Raw genomic sequence first — 16,599 nt, 5'->3', positions numbered from 1 at the left:
GTCCTGATTGTCCTTTCCGTGTCGTGCTCCTGTCGACATGAATAAGTTTACGCTTTCGCCCTTATCAAAACAGGCGATAACTCACAATTCAAACAATCACCAAATGCACTTGAAAAGTATCTTTCTGAAATATAGAAGAAAAAATTAAAAACCAACAAATTTTTACGCACCTTTCTCTATAAAGAATGGTCGATCGCTTACAAGATCATGGGAAATAAAAGAAACCCAAACGAAAAAAGGCAGCGAATGCTGCCTTTTTCACGTCTTATTGTGCAATTTTGCTTTTGCACAATCTGTTAGTGCAGACCACCAACATAATTAGAAATCGCTTCAATTTCTTTATCAGACAGTTTCTGCGCCACAATGCGCATCATGCCGTTTAGGTCGTTGTTACGCTGACCGTCGCGGAATGCCATTAGTTGAGCTTTCACGTAATCAGCATGCTGACCAGAGATTTTCGGGAAGCCTGACAGTGCGGTACCGTTACCGCGAGGGCCGTGACATGCGATACAAGCCGCGATACCGCGCTCCTGATCACCAGCCAAATACAGCTCTTCACCGATTTCGATGGAAGATTCCGGTGTTGTACCCGGTTTCGCTGTTTGAGACGCATAGTATGCCGCCAAATCTGCCATGTCTTGCTCAGACAGTGCAGCCACCATACCAGCCATCACGGCATTGTTACGGCCTTGTGCACCACCAGTCGTCATACCCAATTTGAACTCTTTGAGCTGCTTCAGAAGGTATTTTTCGTGTTGACCTGCAAGGGTAGGATTGGCGGGAATGACGCTGTTACCGTCCGCACCATGACAAGCGGCGCAAGTGGCTGATTTTGCTTTACCTGCTTCTGCATCGCCTTGTGCAAAGGCAGTAAAGCTCGCGAATAAAGTGAGTAGTAGCGCTAATCTCTTCATGACATTCCATTTATAATTATCAAGCTTCCAATACCACGATGCCCACGCCATCATGATACAATCATCGAGCAAAAACCGAGCACGGTCATTTTACACAATTTCACATAAAAGTAATCAGTCGACTACATAAAGTCGAGACGGAGTTAACAGTGAATTCTTCACTCAACTATCGAAACACCCACTTTATTACCAGTGCACCAGATATCAGGGCTTTACCTCACGATACTGGCATCGAGATCGCGTTCGCAGGTCGTTCCAATGCTGGTAAATCTAGCTCAATAAACAGGCTTTGTGATCAAAAAAGCTTGGTGAAAACCAGTAAAACGCCGGGTCGCACACAATTAATCAACCTGTTTAAAGTGGATGAGGGATGCCACATTGTTGACTTACCGGGTTACGGCTACGCGCAAGTTCCACTGGAAATGAAGCTGAAATGGCAGAAATCTCTGGGCGAATACCTGCAAAAGCGTAACCAGCTAAAAGGCCTCGTGGTGTTGATGGACATCCGCCATCCGCTGAAAGAGCTGGATCAGGATTTGATTTTCTGGGCGGTAGACAGCAACTTGCCGGTACTGGCGCTGTTGACCAAGTGTGACAAGCTGAAAAGTGGCGCGCGCAAAGCTGAGCTACTGAAAGTGCGTGAAGCGGCCAAAGACTTTGGCGGGGATGTAGAAGTTGAGCTTTACTCGTCTTTAAAGGGTATTGGTGTCGATAAACTGCGCAAAAAGCTGGATGGTTGGTACGCTCCGGCACTTGAAATCCCGCAAGAACCAGACCTGCAAGATACTGAAAACGACGACGCTTAATCTGTCAGGACGCTGAAAATAAAGACCCCACCATGTAGGTGGGGTAACGGGAGAGAAATAGGAGGTTTTTTTAGTCGTTATAAAGTTAGTGTCAGTGATTTTCCCCAACCCCGCAAGTTCGCCCCGCCCAAACTATTGCCATATTTGCCTCAAAGCGCAGGCAATTCACACCCATCAAATTTCAACCTAATGATTTCTATTCACTTTATTCTTATTCGTAAAACTTATTTTTTAAAAAGAAATATCATCCGTATCGTATAAATACCAATAGATAGAATCTTGGAAGTGAGTTACAGGATTGATTGGATAAAAAAAGACCGAATCGATCGCTCAATTCGGTCAGAAATAACGTGTGAGTCGCCTATCGTAAGTTGGATTGCAGACCACTCAGACACATCAAGAACAAGAAGCAGTGGTCATTATAGCGCCAACACTCTCAAGTTAAAGTATTTACTCTAATAAACAGTAACAAAATACAAATACACCAAAGTTAACAACATTAACTAACTGTATTAAAAGGAAATATTGGAATGATTATGGAAAAGAGAAAGGATAGGGAAAGCACAATAAAAAATGCCCCGGCTGACATTTGTCAACCGGGGCTGCTGAATCAGCTAAATCCAATAACGTGAAACAAAAGGTCTGAAAGATAGAACATCTTACCTCTGTACCCTACGCCTCTTACTGTATATCAAATGGCCGATTAAGAAAACCCTTTACGTAGTTTTTTTTCATAAAATTATAGAAATGAACACCTGATGTATTCATTTTGTTTCATTACAGGAATAAAAAAGCCCGCAATTGCAGGCTTTTTTCGCGTTAAGTTTTAAGTATTTGTGCGAGTCAGGTCGGAATCAACCGCCTGATTTAATGCGCCTGGTCCCAGTTTTCACCGCTACCAGACTCGGCGACCAGCGGAACTTCCAGCAACGCAGCAGATTCCATTAACTTACAAACCTGTTGCTCAATGTCAGAAAGGTGTTCGGTATCTACTTCCAACACCAATTCATCGTGTACTTGCATGATAAGAGCCACACGACCCTCAGGCTGGGTTTGAATCCAGGCATCCACCAAAATCATCGCACGTTTGATGATATCAGCCGCCGTCCCCTGCATCGGGGCGTTGATCGCAGCACGCTCTGCCCCTTTACGACGCATGGCATTGCTGGATTTGATTTCCGGCAGGTGAAGACGGCGGCCAAAGATGGTTTCAACATAGCCCTGCTCGGCAGCCTGAAGTCGGGTGGTTTCCATGTATTGGCGTACGCCTGGGTAGCGCTCGAAGTAGCGTTCCATGTATTGCTGCGCTTCACCACGTGGAATGCCGAGCTGTTTTGCCAGACCAAACGCACTCATGCCATAGATAAGGCCGAAGTTGATCGCTTTCGCACGGCGACGCATTTCAGAGGTGACATCACTGATATCAATCCCCATCACTTCTGCAGCCGTTGCCGCATGGATGTCTTTGCCGTGACGGAAAGCATCAATCAGGGCTTCATCACCAGACAGGTGCGCCATGATACGAAGTTCAATTTGCGAGTAGTCGACTGCCAGAATGGTCTTACCTGCCGGTGCGATAAACGCCTGACGGATACGACGCCCTTCTTCATTGCGGATTGGAATGTTCTGAAGGTTCGGATCGGTTGATGACAAACGGCCCGTTGCCGTTACTGCCTGATGATAAGAAGTGTGCACACGGCCAGTAGCCGGCTTAACCATCTTCGGCAGTTTGTCGGTATAAGTGGATTTCAGCTTCGCCAGTCCACGGTATTCCAGAATGCGTTTTGGCAGCGGGTAATCCAGCGCCAGCTCCTGAAGCACTTCTTCATTGGTAGAAGGGGTGCCTGATGGTGTCTTCTTCAACACTGGCAGACCCATTTTCTCGAACAGGATCGCCTGAAGCTGCTTGGGTGAACTCAGGTTAAATTCTTCACCGGCAATCTCATAAGTTTCCTTTTCGAGCTCATCCAAGCGAATCGCAATTTCCTGAGATTGCTTCGCCAGCATTTCCGCACTGATCAACACACCATGGCGCTCAATACGCGAAAGAACTGGCACCAATGGCATTTCGTACTGCTCGAAAATAACTTTCAGTTTCTCGTCATTGTTGAGCTGTGCCATCAGGGCATTGTGCAAACGCAGGGTGACATCAGCGTCTTCTGCCGCGTAAGGAGCCGCCTGATCCATTTCAATCTGATTGAACGTCAGCTGCTTCTTACCCTTACCGGCAATCTCTTCAAAGCTGATACACTTATGCTGCAGGTAGCGAAGTGCCAAGCTGTCCATGTCATGCTTACCTGCCACGCTGTTGAACACGTAAGATTCCAACATGGTGTCGTAAGCAATGCCGCGCATCGCGATATCGTAACGAGCAAGCACGCTCGCATCGTATTTCAGGTTCTGGCCGACTTTCAGCGCACCGGCATCTTCAAGCCAGGCTTTCATTTCTTCCAGCACCCAGTCTCGGTCGAGCTGCTTCGGCGCATCCAGATAGTCGTGAGTCAGCGGCAGGTAAGCCGCTTCACCTTCAGCAACGGCGAAGGAAATCCCCACCAGATTGGCTTCCATGTAGTCCAGGCTATCGGTTTCGGTATCGAAAGCCACGACATTGGTTTTCTTCAGCTTCTCCATCCAGCGCTGGAAGTCGTCTTCTGTAAGGATGGTTTCGTATTGGCCGCGATCAATCGCAGCGGCCTCGAATGTCGCTTCTGCTTTGGCAGACGATTTCGCTGATGAAGCGCCAGAAGCTGCGCGCTCTGCGACGGCATCAACACCTGCGTTACCACTTTGGGCTTCTGCCAGCCAGCGCTTGAAGTTCAGTTCAGTGAAAAGCTCAACCAGCTTGTCGTTATCTGCCGCGCGGTTGATCAGCTCTTCCGGCTTAAACGGCAACTCACAATCAAGCTTGATAGTGGCAAGCTGATAAGAGAGGTAAGCGTTCTCTTTGTTGTCCTCAAGCTTCTTCGCCATGGTTTTCGAGCCACGGAAGCTAAGGTCTGCGATCTTATCAAGGTTGTCATACAACGCATCCAGGCCGCCGATACCAGCGATAAGCGCAGTGGCGGTTTTCTCACCCACACCCGGAACACCCGGGATGTTATCGACTTTATCGCCCATGAGTGCGAGATAGTCGATGATGTGCTCTGGGCCAAAGCCATATTTGTCATGCACGCCCTGTGGCGTCATGATCACGTTGGTCATGGTGTTGATCAGGGTGACGTTTTCATCCACCAACTGCGCCATGTCTTTATCACCGGTACTGATAAGAACTGGCATCCCTGCTTTGGAACCTTGCACCGCTAATGTTCCTATAACGTCATCCGCTTCAACACCTTCAATCACCAGCATCGGGAAGCCCATGGCTTCGATGATTTGATGCAGCGGGGCAATTTGGCTGCGCAGATCATCCGGCATTGGCGGGCGGTGCGCTTTGTATTCCGCATACATGTCGTCACGGAAGGTCTTGCCTTTGGCGTCGAAAATCACCGCCACATGAGATTGCGGATACTGTTTCACCAAGCTGCGCAGCATGTTCACCACGCCATAAACGGCACCTGTTGGCTCGCCATTCGCATTGGTCAGGTTGGGAGAAGCGTGGTACGCGCGGTAGAGATAAGAAGAGCCGTCGACCAGGATCAACGGGTTATCAGAAGTCGTCGCCATAACGTTATAAGCTAACCGGAAAATGATTGATGGGTAAGGATGCCACGAGTTCCGGAGTCTGTTAACCCGAGATTTCGCTCTTCGGCTCAGGAATGCCAAGGTGATCGCTTTGGATTTACACCATTATTCCCCACTGTTTAGTCGACTCCACCTACCCTGTGCATAAGCCTTATACACAACTCATTCACTGAAATTCGCTGTGGATAAGTTTGTTGGTATTTATTTTCAGGTCGGTAGATCAGATTAGGAATGTCATAAAGAAAAGATTTTTACCTTTTATTTTTCTTGCACTTAACCTTAAGTCATTGATCGTGATCAGGATCGATCGCCGATCATCGACTGTGGAAAAAGAAATTAGTGGCATGATCGAGTTATCCAGAAGAATTTTCTTTTATCGATCTGTAAGGATGTGATCCGGTTAGATTCAAATCCCTACCAGTTTGCTCATAAACTAGCCTAGCATTGATGAGCTGACAGGCTAGGAATAAGCGGTGATTGCCTGTCCCGAATTTATAATGAGGACGCATTTATGAAGAAAGTGGCAGTCATTCTGGCTGGTTGTGGTGTTTACGACGGCGCAGAGATCCATGAATCCGTTTTATCCCTGCTGGCCATTGAGCAGGCGGGTGCTTCCTGGCATTGTTTCGCGCCGGATGTTAACCAACACCATGTAATTAATCACGCCGCGGGTGAAGAGTCCGGTGAAACACGCAATGTTCTGGTAGAGGCGGCACGTATTGCCCGCGGTGATGTAAAGCCACTCAGCGAACTCAATGTGAATGAGTTTGATGCCCTGCTGCTACCCGGCGGATTTGGCGTTGCGAAGAACCTGAGCACCTTTGCCACCAGCGACGAAGAAATGGAGATCGAGAAAGAAGTGCTTCGCGTGTGTAAGGCGTTTGCCACCGCGGAAAAGCCTGCTGGTTATGTTTGTATCTCTCCAGTCTTGATCCCGAAAGTGTATGGCCCTGGCGCGAAAGGGACTATCGGTAACGATCCGCAGACTGCAGCGGCTTTCAACGCCATGGGCGGTGAGCACATCGATTGCCCGGTGGATGACTTCGTGCTGGATCAAAGCCGTCGCCTACTCTCAACGCCGGCATACATGCTGGCCACCTCTGTCAGTCAGGCAAATGCGGGGATCGCTAAGCTAGTCAGTAAGCTGGTTGAACTGGCGTAAGCGTTTAGAAAGATCGGAAAGATAGAAAAGAAAAAAGCGACGCTTTGAGCAAAAGCGTCGCCTGCATCAGGGTCAACTGCACAACGTAAGCAGTTTCATGCAAAAACATATACTGGAAGCAATGTGAGCAATGTCGTGTGTTCGAAAGTAAGTTTCCCACTTGCCCTCGAACAAGACAAATAATAATCATTCTCATTACTATTTAGCAAGCAGTATTTCGGTTGTTTTTTTACCTTCATGCCACAGGTGTGATTTTCTTCACAAAATGAAGGCGATATTGCTCCAATGCGTCTTTTTTCTCCAGATGTTCAATCTGGTAGTGGTTGTTAAGCAGCAAACACAGCATGCCTGCAAAGCGGTTACGGGACTTTACCCTGAGACTGGTATAGCCATGTTTTGTCACCCAACGTTCCTGCGCATGCAGCAATGCCTGTGCAATACCACGACGGCGACCGGCCTTCGTGACACCACCCAACCAACTGTAAAAACACTCGTTATCTAACTGATAGCCAATTTTGACGCCACAAAGTTCGCCGTCGATATCAGCAACCAGTACCAGTGATGGTTTATCACCAATACGTTTTTTTAACGATGTGAGGGTTTCCTGATGGGCAAACTCATCAATCTGGCTCAGCACGTTCACAGCTTCCGCCAGCGTGCCTTCTCGAATGATCATGAGGGATTCCTTGAAATAGTCAGCGCCAAGACGCTCGTGATTCGATTATAGCGCTTGAAGATAGGACATAAAAAAAAGCCGGTCTTTCGACCGACTCTCTTTCCCTCAATATTCTGCGTTGATTTCGCTGTTAAACCAGTTTGGTTTCAACCGCTTCGTTCACCTGGGTAATGCGGCTGACAATATAGTTCAGCAGCACACCATACATAGGAACGAACAAGCCGAGGCTGATCACCAGTTTAAATGCATAATCGACCAGCGCGATTTCCACCCAGTTCTCCGCCATAAAGGCATCCGGACTGTTGTAGAAAGCAATCGCAAAGAACGCCAAGGTATCAATCGCATTGCCAAACAGCGTTGAACAGCTTGGTGCCACCCACCATTGCTTGGTTTGGCGCAGACGGTTGAACACATGGATATCGAGGATTTGTCCCAGCAGGTAAGCCATAAAGCTTGCTGCAGCGATACGCGCAACGAACAGATTAAACTCAGTCAAATGACCCAGTCCCTGATATTCGCCTTGGTAGAAAAGAACCGACAGCACATAGGAGATCAGCAACGACGGCACCATGACCGCGAATATGATCCTGCGCGCAAGGCCCGCACCAAAGATGCGAACGGTTAGATCAGTTGCCAGAAAAATGAACGGGAAAGTAAACGCACCCCAAGTGGTGTGAAACCCGAAAACGGTAAATGGCAGCTGAACCAGGTAGTTACTGGATGCAATGATAACCAGGTGGAAAACCACCAGGAAAGAGAGGGCTTTGCGCTGTTGCGCGGGCGTAAAAGTGCTCATTGTGAACCTTTTTGTCATTGGGGGTGAGGGAACCCAAATTACCAACTCACCAGATTCTGTGATCTGGCTCCTAAGAAGGTGGCGAATTATACATCAATTCCGGCGAATGCCAACTGCTGCAAATTGGTCAGTTTCTAATGCGGCTTAACCAAGCTGTTTTATTAGCCAGCTGTTGAGAAAGGCGAGCTCTTCATCACCTTCAGCGCCCAGCCTTTCCAGCCAAATACTGGCGCTGTAATGCTCGGCACGCAGCATAAATGGCACGCCTTCAAAGTCGATAAGCCAGCTTAATAAGTCCGCGTCGGTTTGTTTTTCAGTGACCTTAGCGTCAATCAGTTGGCAAAACGCCATCAGATGTTGCTCGGCATTATCAAAATCCAGCGCATCTGCAGCCAGCACCAACCGACCTGCTTCGCTGTCATGGTGGGAAAGACGGAAAGTAGGGTTATCCATAACTCGGCTCATCGTCATTGAGGGTGATATGGTCTTCAATCACATCGAGGAATACGTTGCCGTATTTTTCAAGCTTGCGCTGACCGACACCGTTCACCGCCAGCAGCTCACCCTGTGAGGTCGGGATCATCTCTGCCATCTCAATCAAGGTGGCATCGTTGAAGACCACGTATGGTGGAATGTCTTCTTCATCCGCAATCGCTTTACGGAGCTTACGAAGTTTGGCAAACAGCTTCTTGTCGTAGTTACGCTTACCAAGCTTGTCAGCTTTGCTACGTGGCGACAGACCTAATCTCGGCACTGCAAGTTCTAGCGCAATTTCCCCGCGAAGCAACGGACGCGCCTCTTCGGTCAATTGCAGCACAGAGCTTCGGGCGATGTTCTGCACCAGATAACCACGGTGGATAAGCTGACGGAAAATGCTGACCCAGTATTCATGGCTGAACTCTTTCCCCAGACCATAGGTGCTGATCTTCTCGTGTCCGTATTCCTTGATACGCTGATTCTGCATCCCACGCAGCACTTCGACTGTGTAGCCCACACCGAAGTTCTGGTTCACGCGGTAAACACAGGACAGGGCTTTTTGCGCTTGTTCAGTACCATCAAACAGCGTCGGCGGGTCAAGGCAGATATCGCAGTTGCCGCAAGGTTTCTCGCGATACTCTCCAAAGTAGTTCAGCAGCACCAGACGGCGACATGTCAGCGCTTCGGCAAATGCGCCCATGGCATTGAGCTTGTGGCTTTCCACCCGCTTTTGGTCACCGTCCGGTTTTTCTTCCAAACAGCGGTGCAACCAGCCAATGTCTGATGGGTCGTAGAGCATTACCGCTTCTGCGGGCAGGCCATCACGCCCGGCGCGGCCGGTTTCCTGATAGTAGGATTCGATATTGCGCGGTATGTCGTAGTGCACCACAAAACGCACATTGGGTTTGTTGATGCCCATGCCGAAAGCCACTGTCGCGACGACTATCTGCACATCATCTCGCTGGAACGCTTCCTGCACCCAGGCACGCTGCTCGTTAGTCATGCCTGCATGATAAGCCGCAGCGCGGATATTACTGCCAATCAGCTTTTCTGCCACCTGCTCGACACGTTTACGGCTGTTGCAGTAAACAATGCCGCTCTGACCAGACTGGGTTGCCAGAAACTGGGTTAATTGCGCCAGAGGCTTGTGCTTTTCCACCAAGGTGTAGCGGATATTCGGACGGTCAAAACTGCCAAGATAAATGTGCGGGTCATTGAGGGCCAGACGTTGGCAGATATCCTGACGCGTGGTGTCATCTGCCGTTGCGGTCAGCGCCATCACAGGCACTTCGAGGAAATGCTGCTTCAGGCTTCCAAGCTGAGCGTACTCAGGACGAAAGTCGTGTCCCCATTGACTAATACAGTGCGCTTCATCGACCGCAATCAGGCCAAGGTTTACCGACTGCAGGCGCTCGATGAAATCACGCATCAGAATACGTTCTGGCGATACATACAACAGCTTGAGCGAGCCATTGCGCAGCGATTGCCACGTGGCCGATTGCTCGTCTGGATTCATCGAAGAGTTAAGACATGCTGCTTGCACGCCGTTCGCCAGCAATTGGTCGACCTGATCTTTCATCAAGGAGATCAGAGGCGAGATCACGATAGTGAGGCCATCGCGCACCAGAGCAGGGATTTGATAACAGAGGCTCTTGCCACCACCTGTTGGCATGATCACCAATGAATCACGCCCGCCAACTGCGGCATCGATGATTTCTTTCTGACCGTCGCGGTAACTGTGATAGCCGAACACTTCCTGCAGAACAGTTTCGTCGTGCGCCAGTGGTGGTGTCATTTCGGCCGAATCGGTAACGGTCATAGAGCCTCTCATCATTTAATAGCCGCTCATTCTAAACGCAGCGGAGCATGGATAAAAGGTCAACGACGACGAACTGTCAGTTCAATTTTTCTCAACAGAAAAGGTGTGCTTCAAAAAGGGAAGCCCATATACTGGCCAAAGCAGCAAAAACTTTTATATATGATGTGGATGCTGGGCATTCACCGGAAAAATCCGCATCAAGCCCTTACTTTTCGCTGCACGTACCGCCATCAGGCGGTTTTTGCTCTTTCGCGTTTTTAGATGTAGAGATTTCGCAGTGAATGATGCGCAACAAACCCGCCGCGGCGTGATGCTGGCGCTGGGCGCTTACACCATGTGGGGCGTCGCTCCGCTTTACTTTAAGGCTCTAACTGATGTACCACCAATGGAAGTGTTGGTGCACCGCGTGATTTGGTCTTTCTTCTTCCTTGCCCTCATTCTTCATGCGAGCGGTGGTCTTGCGCGCGTCAAATTGCTGCTGAAAGATAAAAAACGTCTTGGCCTTCTCACCATTACTGCCGTGGTGATCGCCGCCAACTGGCTGATTTTCATTTGGGCGGTGAAAAATGATCTGATGCTCGATGCCAGTCTCGGCTACTACATCAACCCATTGATCAATGTGGTGCTTGGTATGGTCTTCCTTGGTGAGCGGTTCAGAAAGCTGCAATGGGTTGCCGTAACCTTGGCATTTCTCGGCGTGGCCATTCAGGTCATCACCTTTGGCTCACTGCCTTGGGTCGCACTGGTACTGGCTTGTAGTTTCGGCTGCTATGGCCTGCTGCGTAAGAAGATAAACGTCGATGCCGCAACCGGCCTTTTCATCGAAACTCTGGTGTTGATGCCTGTGTCGCTGATTTACCTTTTGTTTATCGCCAGCAGCACCACCTCTGACATGATGCAAAACAGCTGGGGATTGAACCTCCTTCTGATCGCTGCCGGTGTGGTGACGACACTGCCACTGCTTTGCTTTAACGGCGCAGCGACGAAATTACGTCTCTCAACGTTGGGTTTTTTCCAGTATATCGGCCCAACCATTATGTTTATGTTGGCCGTTGGCCTCTACAACGAGCCATTCACGACAGATAAGGCGACCACTTTTGCCTTTATCTGGACGGCACTCGCGATCTTTACTTTCGATGCAGTGAGGCAGCGAAATAAACCGCGAGCGAATCGCTAAGCATTTAAAACGGCGCCTCTAGGTGCCGTTTTAATTTCCTATTCATTTTCCCGCTATCTCTCTGCCTTAACGGGAAAAATTCATCTTCATGCCTCGATAATCCGACACTCTTCTCTTCCTTTTGCGGACTATACTGAAAGTCCAACTCTTGGGCGTTAAAAGGAATTAAAATGAAAAAGCACCCTACCCCTTTTCTTTCCGCACTGGCACTCAGCCTTGCACTCGCATTTCCTGCTGCCGCCACCACCCAGGGTGAAGCCGCTGACGCCGTTGCGCCGGAGCTCGCGACCGGTAGCGTGATGCGCAAGGCCGTGAAAGGTAAAGAGTGGATGGTGGCCTCTGCCAACCCACATGCCAGTAAAGCCGGTGAAGCCATGTTGCGTGCAGGCGGTAATGCCATTGACGCCATGGTAGCAATACAAACAGTCCTCGGTTTAGTTGAACCACAAAGCTCAGGGATTGGCGGCGGTGCACTGCTGGTGTATTGGGATAGTGATGCACAGGCGCTCACCACCTTTGATGGACGCGAAACCGCGCCAAAAGATGCGACGCCGACCCTGTTCCAAAATGAAAATGGCGAGCCGCTGAAATTCTATGATGCTGTGGTCGGTGGACGCTCTGTGGGCACACCGGGTACATTACGCCTGATGCACGATACCCACGCCAAATTTGGTAACCTTTCGTGGCGCGCAGTGCTAACGCCGGCCATTGAACTGGCAGAGAGTGGCTTTGAAGTCTCACCACGTTTGGCGGGCCTGATTGAAGGCGATGCCGACAGACTCCGCCGCTACCCGTCAACCTATCAGTACTTCTTTGACGACAATGGGAATCCGCTCACTGTCGGTCACCGTCTGGTGAATCAGGAGTATGCTGACACCTTAAAACTGGTCGCTCAGGACATTGATAACTTCTACGAAGGTGAGATTGCCGCTGACATCGTGGCGACAGTGCAAAACGCCGCGGGCAACCCGGGCATTCTGAGCAAAGAAGATCTGGCAGATTACCGCATTGTAGAGCGCAAACCTGTTTGTGCGCCTTACCACCAGTACCGTATTTGTGGCATGGGACCACCGACATCTGGCGGTATTACAGTGGGGCAAATTCTGGGGGTATTGAGCCACTTCCCGATGAAGTCACTGGGTAAAGACAATCCTGAAAGCTGGCGCTTGATTGGGGATGCCTCAAGGATGGCGTTTGCAGACCGCGGCCGCTACATCGCCGACAGCGATTTTGTGCCGGTTCCAGCCGAAGGCCTGCTGGCTCCGGAATACCTCAAAGCTCGCGCCGAGCTGATCCCAGCCGAAGGAGCAATGAAAGAAGTTAGCCCAGGTGAGCCCAAGTTCAGCCACGCTAGCGTTGCGCCAAAACTTGCCGATGACGAGTCTATTGAGTTGCCTTCCACCAGCCATTTCTCGATTGTGGATAAAGATGGCAACATCGTATCCATCACCACCACCATCGAGAACGGGTTTGGCTCACGCCTGATGACACGAGGCTTCTTGCTCAACAACGAGCTCACAGATTTCTCGTTCAAAACCCATGCTAACGGGTATCCGATTGCTAACCGTGTTGAACCGGGCAAACGCCCCCGCTCATCCATGTCGCCAACTATCGTGATGCGCGATGGCAAGCCATACATGGCAGTCGGTTCACCTGGCGGTAGCCGCATTATAGGTTATGTGGCTAAAACCCTTGTTGCGCACCTCGATTGGGGACTCGACATGCAGTCTGCCATCGACCTGCCTCACCTTGTAAATCGTTTCGGCACCTACGATCTTGAAGCCGGGACGGATGCAGAAAGTTTCAAGCCCGCGCTTGAAGCAATGGGATATGAAGTCAATATTCGTGACTTAACCTCGGGTATACACGGTATTGTTATCGGTAGCGGCACCTTGGTAGGCGGAGCTGACCCAAGGCGCGAAGGTTTAGTTGTGGCGGAATAACGCCAGGAGCAAAAGAATGTTGCGTAAAGTGAATATGATTGCGCTGTGTACCCTACTGGGCGCAGCGAGTATCCCGGCGCAGGCAACCGATTTGGGTGGCCTGCTTGGCAGTGCAGAGAAACAAGCGTCTAACCTGCTGGAAGGCGTGAGCAGCGAAACAGCCAGCAACCCGCTGACTGAACTGCTTTCCACTGACCTCGGTGTTGACGACAAGCAAGCTGCAGGTGGTGCCGGTGCGCTGCTGGCAATGGCTTACGAGACACTGGGTGAAAACCAAAGTAGCGAACTGTTAAAAATGGTACCGGGTATGGATTCACTGACCAGCATGATCCCAAGTGATTTGGGCAGCAATCTGTCGAACATGGAGTCAGTAGACAAAGTGTTCAACATGCTAGGAATGGACTCAGGTATGGTGCAGAAATTCGCACCTGTGATCTTGAAGCACCTGACAGGCGCTGGCGCGAGTGAATCACTCATCAGCGATCTGGCTAGTGCCTGGGGCACTCCAGCTTAATCCAACATATCGACACGCCAAAAAACAAAAGGGTGGCTCAAAGCCACCCTTTCTTTTTTAAAAAACGAATTACATTGCTTCAAGCTTGGCGTATTGGGTCACCAACCATTTGATGCCTTCCCCGTTAAACGCCACCTGTACACGGCTCTGCTGACCACTGCCTTCAAAGTTGATGATGGTGCCTTCACCGAATTTCGGGTGCTGCACACGCTGGCCAAGCGAGAATCCAGTCTGGTTAAAGTTCTCTTGGGTCTGGGTTTGCGAGAAACGCCCCGTTGCTGCAGCAGGACGCGACACTTTCGCGCGCATTCGCACTTCTTCGAGGCAATCTTCTGGCAGTTCGCGGATAAATCGTGACGCTTTGTGGAACATGTCTTTGCCGTAAACACGGCGCATTTCCGCGTGAGTGATGTAAAGCTTTTTCATCGCACGGGTCATGCCGACGTAACAAAGGCGACGCTCTTCTTCCAATCGTCCGGCTTCTTCTGCCGACATCTGGCTTGGGAACATGCCTTCTTCCACACCCACCATAAACACCATTGGGAACTCCAAACCCTTGGCACTGTGCAATGTCATCAGCTGTGCCGCATCGTCAAACTCATCGGCCTGACCTTCACCCGCTTCAAGCGCGGCATGAGAGAGGAACGCAGAGAGTGGCGACATTTCTTCCTGCACCTCTTCCGGCACTTCAAACTGACGGGTTGCGGTGACCAGCTCTTCAAGGTTATCAATGCGTGCCTGCGCTTTTTCACCTTTCTCCGCCTCATACATAGCGCGAAGGCCAGAGTGCTGGATCACGTAGTCCGTTTGCTGGAATAGCGCCATTTCGCGGGTGTCATCTTCAAGTGCATTCACCAGCTCGACAAAACGACGCAGTGAGTTTGCAGCGCGGCCTGCCAGCACCTGCTCTTCAAGCAGCTGGTTACTTGCTTCCCACATGGTTGCACCACGGTCGCGCGCAGCAAGACGGATGGTTTCGAGGGTGCGATCGCCAAGGCCACGTGCTGGCGTATTGACCACGCGCTCAAAAGCGGCATCATCAAAACGGTTACCAATCATGCGAAGGTACGCCAGCGCATCTTTGATTTCCTGACGTTCGAAGAATCGCATACCACCATAAATGCGGTACGGCAGACCCGCCTGGATCAGGGCCTCTTCAAGCACACGGGATTGGGCGTTGTTTCGGTATAAAATCGCGGTGTCATTCAGCGCGCCGCCTTCGTCCTGCCAGGCTTTGATTTTGCCCACCACAAAACGGGCTTCATCCAACTCGTTAAATGCACTGTATACAGAAATTAATTCACCTTCCTGACCTTCCGTCCACAGGCTCTTGCCCATGCGCTCGGCGTTATTTTCAATCAGGTGGTTAGACGCTTTCAGGATATTGCCAGTCGAACGGTAGTTCTGCTCAAGACGAATGGTTTCAGCCGCTGGGAAATCCTGTAGGAAGCGGGAAATGTTCTCAATTTTCGCGCCGCGCCAGCCGTAGATGGACTGATCATCATCACCTACGATCATCACTTTGGCACTGTTGCCCGCCATCATACGCAGCCAGGCATATTGGATGTTGTTGGTATCCTGGAACTCGTCCACCAGAATGTGCTGGAAACGTGCTTGATAGTGCTCACGGATATGCTCTTTATCACGCAGCAGCTCGTGGCAACGTAGCAACAATTCAGCAAAATCTACCAAACCAGCTCGATCACACGCTTCCTGATAGGCGGCGTAAACACGCAGCCAAGTTTTCTCTACCGGATCAAACTGGGCATCAATGTGATGCGGACGCAGACCTTCGTCTTTCTTGGCGTTGATATACCAAGACGCCTGACGTGCTGGCCAGTGCTTTTCATCCAGATTCTGCGCTTTGATCAGGCGGCGAAGAAGACGCTGTTGATCGTCTGAATCCAGTATCTGAAAGTCCTGCGGCAGGTTTGCATCCAGATGGTGGGCGCGGAGAATACGGTGGCACAAACCGTGGAAGGTGCCGCACCAAAGACCAGAGGCCGTACCTTGCATTAATTGCTCAATACGCCCGCGCATTTCTGCGGCGGCTTTGTTGGTAAAGGTTACCGCCATCACCGAAAACGGCGAGGCATATTCAACCTGCATCAACCAGGCAATACGATGAACCAGCACCCGTGTTTTACCACTGCCTGCGCCCGCGAGAACCAGATAGTTGCCAAGCTGAGCAGCCACTGCCTCGCGTTGTTTGTCATTCAGACCGTCAATCAGGTGGGATACGTCCATCGTTCATTCACTGGTTATTTATACACTGGTTGAGGATTATATACCCAAATCACCTCAAGATGCATTCTACGCCTTTGTCTTCGCCTGCTTTTTGAAGCTTCATCCATTCCAAGTCCTTTTTCCGACAAACGCATGATTGACTGGACTTTTACCGTCCAACATACCCACCAATAAAATACCTTCCATTTTAATCATTTCTATTCAATGAGTTATAAGTGAACAGACCTCTTACCAGAAAATTAAGCGCAAAAAATAACCGCGATTGCGAAAGTTTTTAGACGGGACACCTATCCTTTTGGAAGAGCACTGAAGAATCAACAGTGCCACAGGGGTCTTCCCAATTAACCTATTGATTGTCTTGATGACGAAAGTCTGTAAAGAGAGGAA

Annotated in this window: 13 protein-coding genes; 5 read left to right on the top strand and 8 right to left on the bottom strand. The window is 50.1% G+C overall.

Annotated features, from left to right (window positions below):
- Nucleotides 1-296: 296 nt before the first annotated feature.
- Nucleotides 297-914, bottom strand: a complete 618-nt coding sequence (locus tag GCE9029_RS23390; protein ID WP_062667422.1) for a c-type cytochrome — start codon at nucleotides 912-914, stop codon at nucleotides 297-299.
- A gap of 149 nt (nucleotides 915-1,063) precedes the next feature.
- Here GCE9029_RS23390 and yihA point away from each other — a divergent pair, with 149 nt between their 5' ends.
- Nucleotides 1,064-1,720, top strand: coding sequence for a ribosome biogenesis GTP-binding protein YihA/YsxC (yihA, locus tag GCE9029_RS23385; RefSeq protein ID WP_062667421.1), 657 nt, complete (start codon nucleotides 1,064-1,066; stop codon nucleotides 1,718-1,720).
- Between the two features lie 610 nt (nucleotides 1,721-2,330).
- Here the strand turns inward: yihA and spfP are convergent.
- A complete protein-coding gene (gene spfP, locus GCE9029_RS27065; protein WP_438356882.1) occupies nucleotides 2,331-2,378 on the bottom strand; it encodes a small protein SpfP in 48 nt (15 codons plus the stop codon).
- Nucleotides 2,379-2,587: 209 nt separating this feature from the next.
- Entirely contained in the window at nucleotides 2,588-5,383 is a 2,796-nt protein-coding gene (polA, locus tag GCE9029_RS23380; protein ID WP_062667420.1) for a DNA polymerase I, read from the bottom strand.
- Between the two features lie 529 nt (nucleotides 5,384-5,912).
- Here polA and elbB point away from each other — a divergent pair.
- Nucleotides 5,913-6,563, top strand: a complete 651-nt coding sequence (gene elbB / locus GCE9029_RS23375) for an isoprenoid biosynthesis glyoxalase ElbB (RefSeq protein ID WP_062667419.1) — start codon at nucleotides 5,913-5,915, stop codon at nucleotides 6,561-6,563.
- Nucleotides 6,564-6,798: 235 nt separating this feature from the next.
- On the opposite strand, the gene GCE9029_RS23370 is transcribed toward elbB, so the two are convergent.
- From GCE9029_RS23370 to recQ, 4 genes are all read right to left on the bottom strand, one after another.
- Nucleotides 6,799-7,239: a GNAT family N-acetyltransferase gene (locus GCE9029_RS23370; RefSeq protein WP_062667418.1), complete on the bottom strand. Its 441-nt coding sequence runs from the start codon at nucleotides 7,237-7,239 to the stop codon at nucleotides 6,799-6,801.
- Nucleotides 7,240-7,369: 130 nt separating this feature from the next.
- Complete coding sequence (locus GCE9029_RS23365; RefSeq protein WP_062667417.1) at nucleotides 7,370-8,035, bottom strand: 7-cyano-7-deazaguanine/7-aminomethyl-7-deazaguanine transporter; 666 nt, start codon at nucleotides 8,033-8,035, stop codon at nucleotides 7,370-7,372.
- 144 nt (nucleotides 8,036-8,179) lie between these two features.
- Entirely contained in the window at nucleotides 8,180-8,488 is a 309-nt protein-coding gene (locus tag GCE9029_RS23360) for a DUF3630 family protein (protein ID WP_062667415.1), read from the bottom strand.
- The gene (recQ, locus tag GCE9029_RS23355; RefSeq protein ID WP_062667495.1) at nucleotides 8,481-10,331 is read right to left on the bottom strand and encodes an ATP-dependent DNA helicase RecQ; all 1,851 of its coding nucleotides are present in this window, start codon (nucleotides 10,329-10,331) and stop codon (nucleotides 8,481-8,483) included. The genes GCE9029_RS23360 and recQ overlap by 8 nt, the downstream gene beginning before the upstream one ends.
- Before the next feature lie 277 nt (nucleotides 10,332-10,608).
- Here recQ and rarD point away from each other — a divergent pair, with 277 nt between their 5' ends.
- The 3 genes from rarD to GCE9029_RS23340 all read left to right on the top strand — a co-directional run bounded on the left by rarD (nucleotide 10,609) and on the right by GCE9029_RS23340 (nucleotide 13,965).
- The gene (rarD, locus tag GCE9029_RS23350) at nucleotides 10,609-11,508 is read left to right on the top strand and encodes an EamA family transporter RarD (protein WP_062667413.1); all 900 of its coding nucleotides are present in this window, start codon (nucleotides 10,609-10,611) and stop codon (nucleotides 11,506-11,508) included.
- 170 nt (nucleotides 11,509-11,678) lie between these two features.
- The gene (gene ggt / locus GCE9029_RS23345; protein ID WP_062667411.1) at nucleotides 11,679-13,451 is read left to right on the top strand and encodes a gamma-glutamyltransferase; all 1,773 of its coding nucleotides are present in this window, start codon (nucleotides 11,679-11,681) and stop codon (nucleotides 13,449-13,451) included.
- Nucleotides 13,452-13,467: 16 nt separating this feature from the next.
- On the top strand, nucleotides 13,468-13,965 hold the full coding sequence (locus GCE9029_RS23340; RefSeq protein WP_062667409.1) for a DUF2780 domain-containing protein: 498 nt from the start codon (nucleotides 13,468-13,470) through the stop codon (nucleotides 13,963-13,965).
- 69 nt (nucleotides 13,966-14,034) lie between these two features.
- Here the strand turns inward: GCE9029_RS23340 and uvrD are convergent, their stop codons facing one another.
- Nucleotides 14,035-16,212, bottom strand: a complete 2,178-nt coding sequence (gene uvrD / locus GCE9029_RS23335) for a DNA helicase II (RefSeq protein WP_062667408.1) — start codon at nucleotides 16,210-16,212, stop codon at nucleotides 14,035-14,037.
- Between the last annotated feature and the right edge of the window lie 387 nt (nucleotides 16,213-16,599).

Source organism: Grimontia celer, from assembly GCF_900055185.1.
Classification (GTDB): domain Bacteria; phylum Pseudomonadota; class Gammaproteobacteria; order Enterobacterales; family Vibrionaceae; genus Enterovibrio; species Enterovibrio celer.
Note: the sequence above shows the minus strand (reverse complement) of the source record. Positions and strands in the feature narration are given on the sequence as shown.

Bases quoted from the DNA above. Each gene is read 5' to 3' on its own strand.
- GCE9029_RS23390 (WP_062667422.1), bottom strand. From the start codon at position 914: ATGAAGAGATTAGCGCTACTACTCACTTTATTCGCGAGCTTTACTGCC.
- uvrD (WP_062667408.1), bottom strand. From the start codon at position 16,212: ATGGACGTATCCCACCTGATTGACGGTCTGAATGACAAACAACGCGAG.
- elbB (WP_062667419.1), top strand. From the start codon at position 5,913: ATGAAGAAAGTGGCAGTCATTCTGGCTGGTTGTGGTGTTTACGACGGC.
- GCE9029_RS23370 (WP_062667418.1), bottom strand. From the start codon at position 7,239: ATGATCATTCGAGAAGGCACGCTGGCGGAAGCTGTGAACGTGCTGAGC.
- polA (WP_062667420.1), bottom strand. From the start codon at position 5,383: ATGGCGACGACTTCTGATAACCCGTTGATCCTGGTCGACGGCTCTTCT.
- GCE9029_RS23365 (WP_062667417.1), bottom strand. From the start codon at position 8,035: ATGAGCACTTTTACGCCCGCGCAACAGCGCAAAGCCCTCTCTTTCCTG.
- GCE9029_RS23340 (WP_062667409.1), top strand. From the start codon at position 13,468: ATGTTGCGTAAAGTGAATATGATTGCGCTGTGTACCCTACTGGGCGCA.
- recQ (WP_062667495.1), bottom strand. From the start codon at position 10,331: ATGACCGTTACCGATTCGGCCGAAATGACACCACCACTGGCGCACGAC.
- ggt (WP_062667411.1), top strand. From the start codon at position 11,679: ATGAAAAAGCACCCTACCCCTTTTCTTTCCGCACTGGCACTCAGCCTT.
- GCE9029_RS23360 (WP_062667415.1), bottom strand. From the start codon at position 8,488: ATGGATAACCCTACTTTCCGTCTTTCCCACCATGACAGCGAAGCAGGT.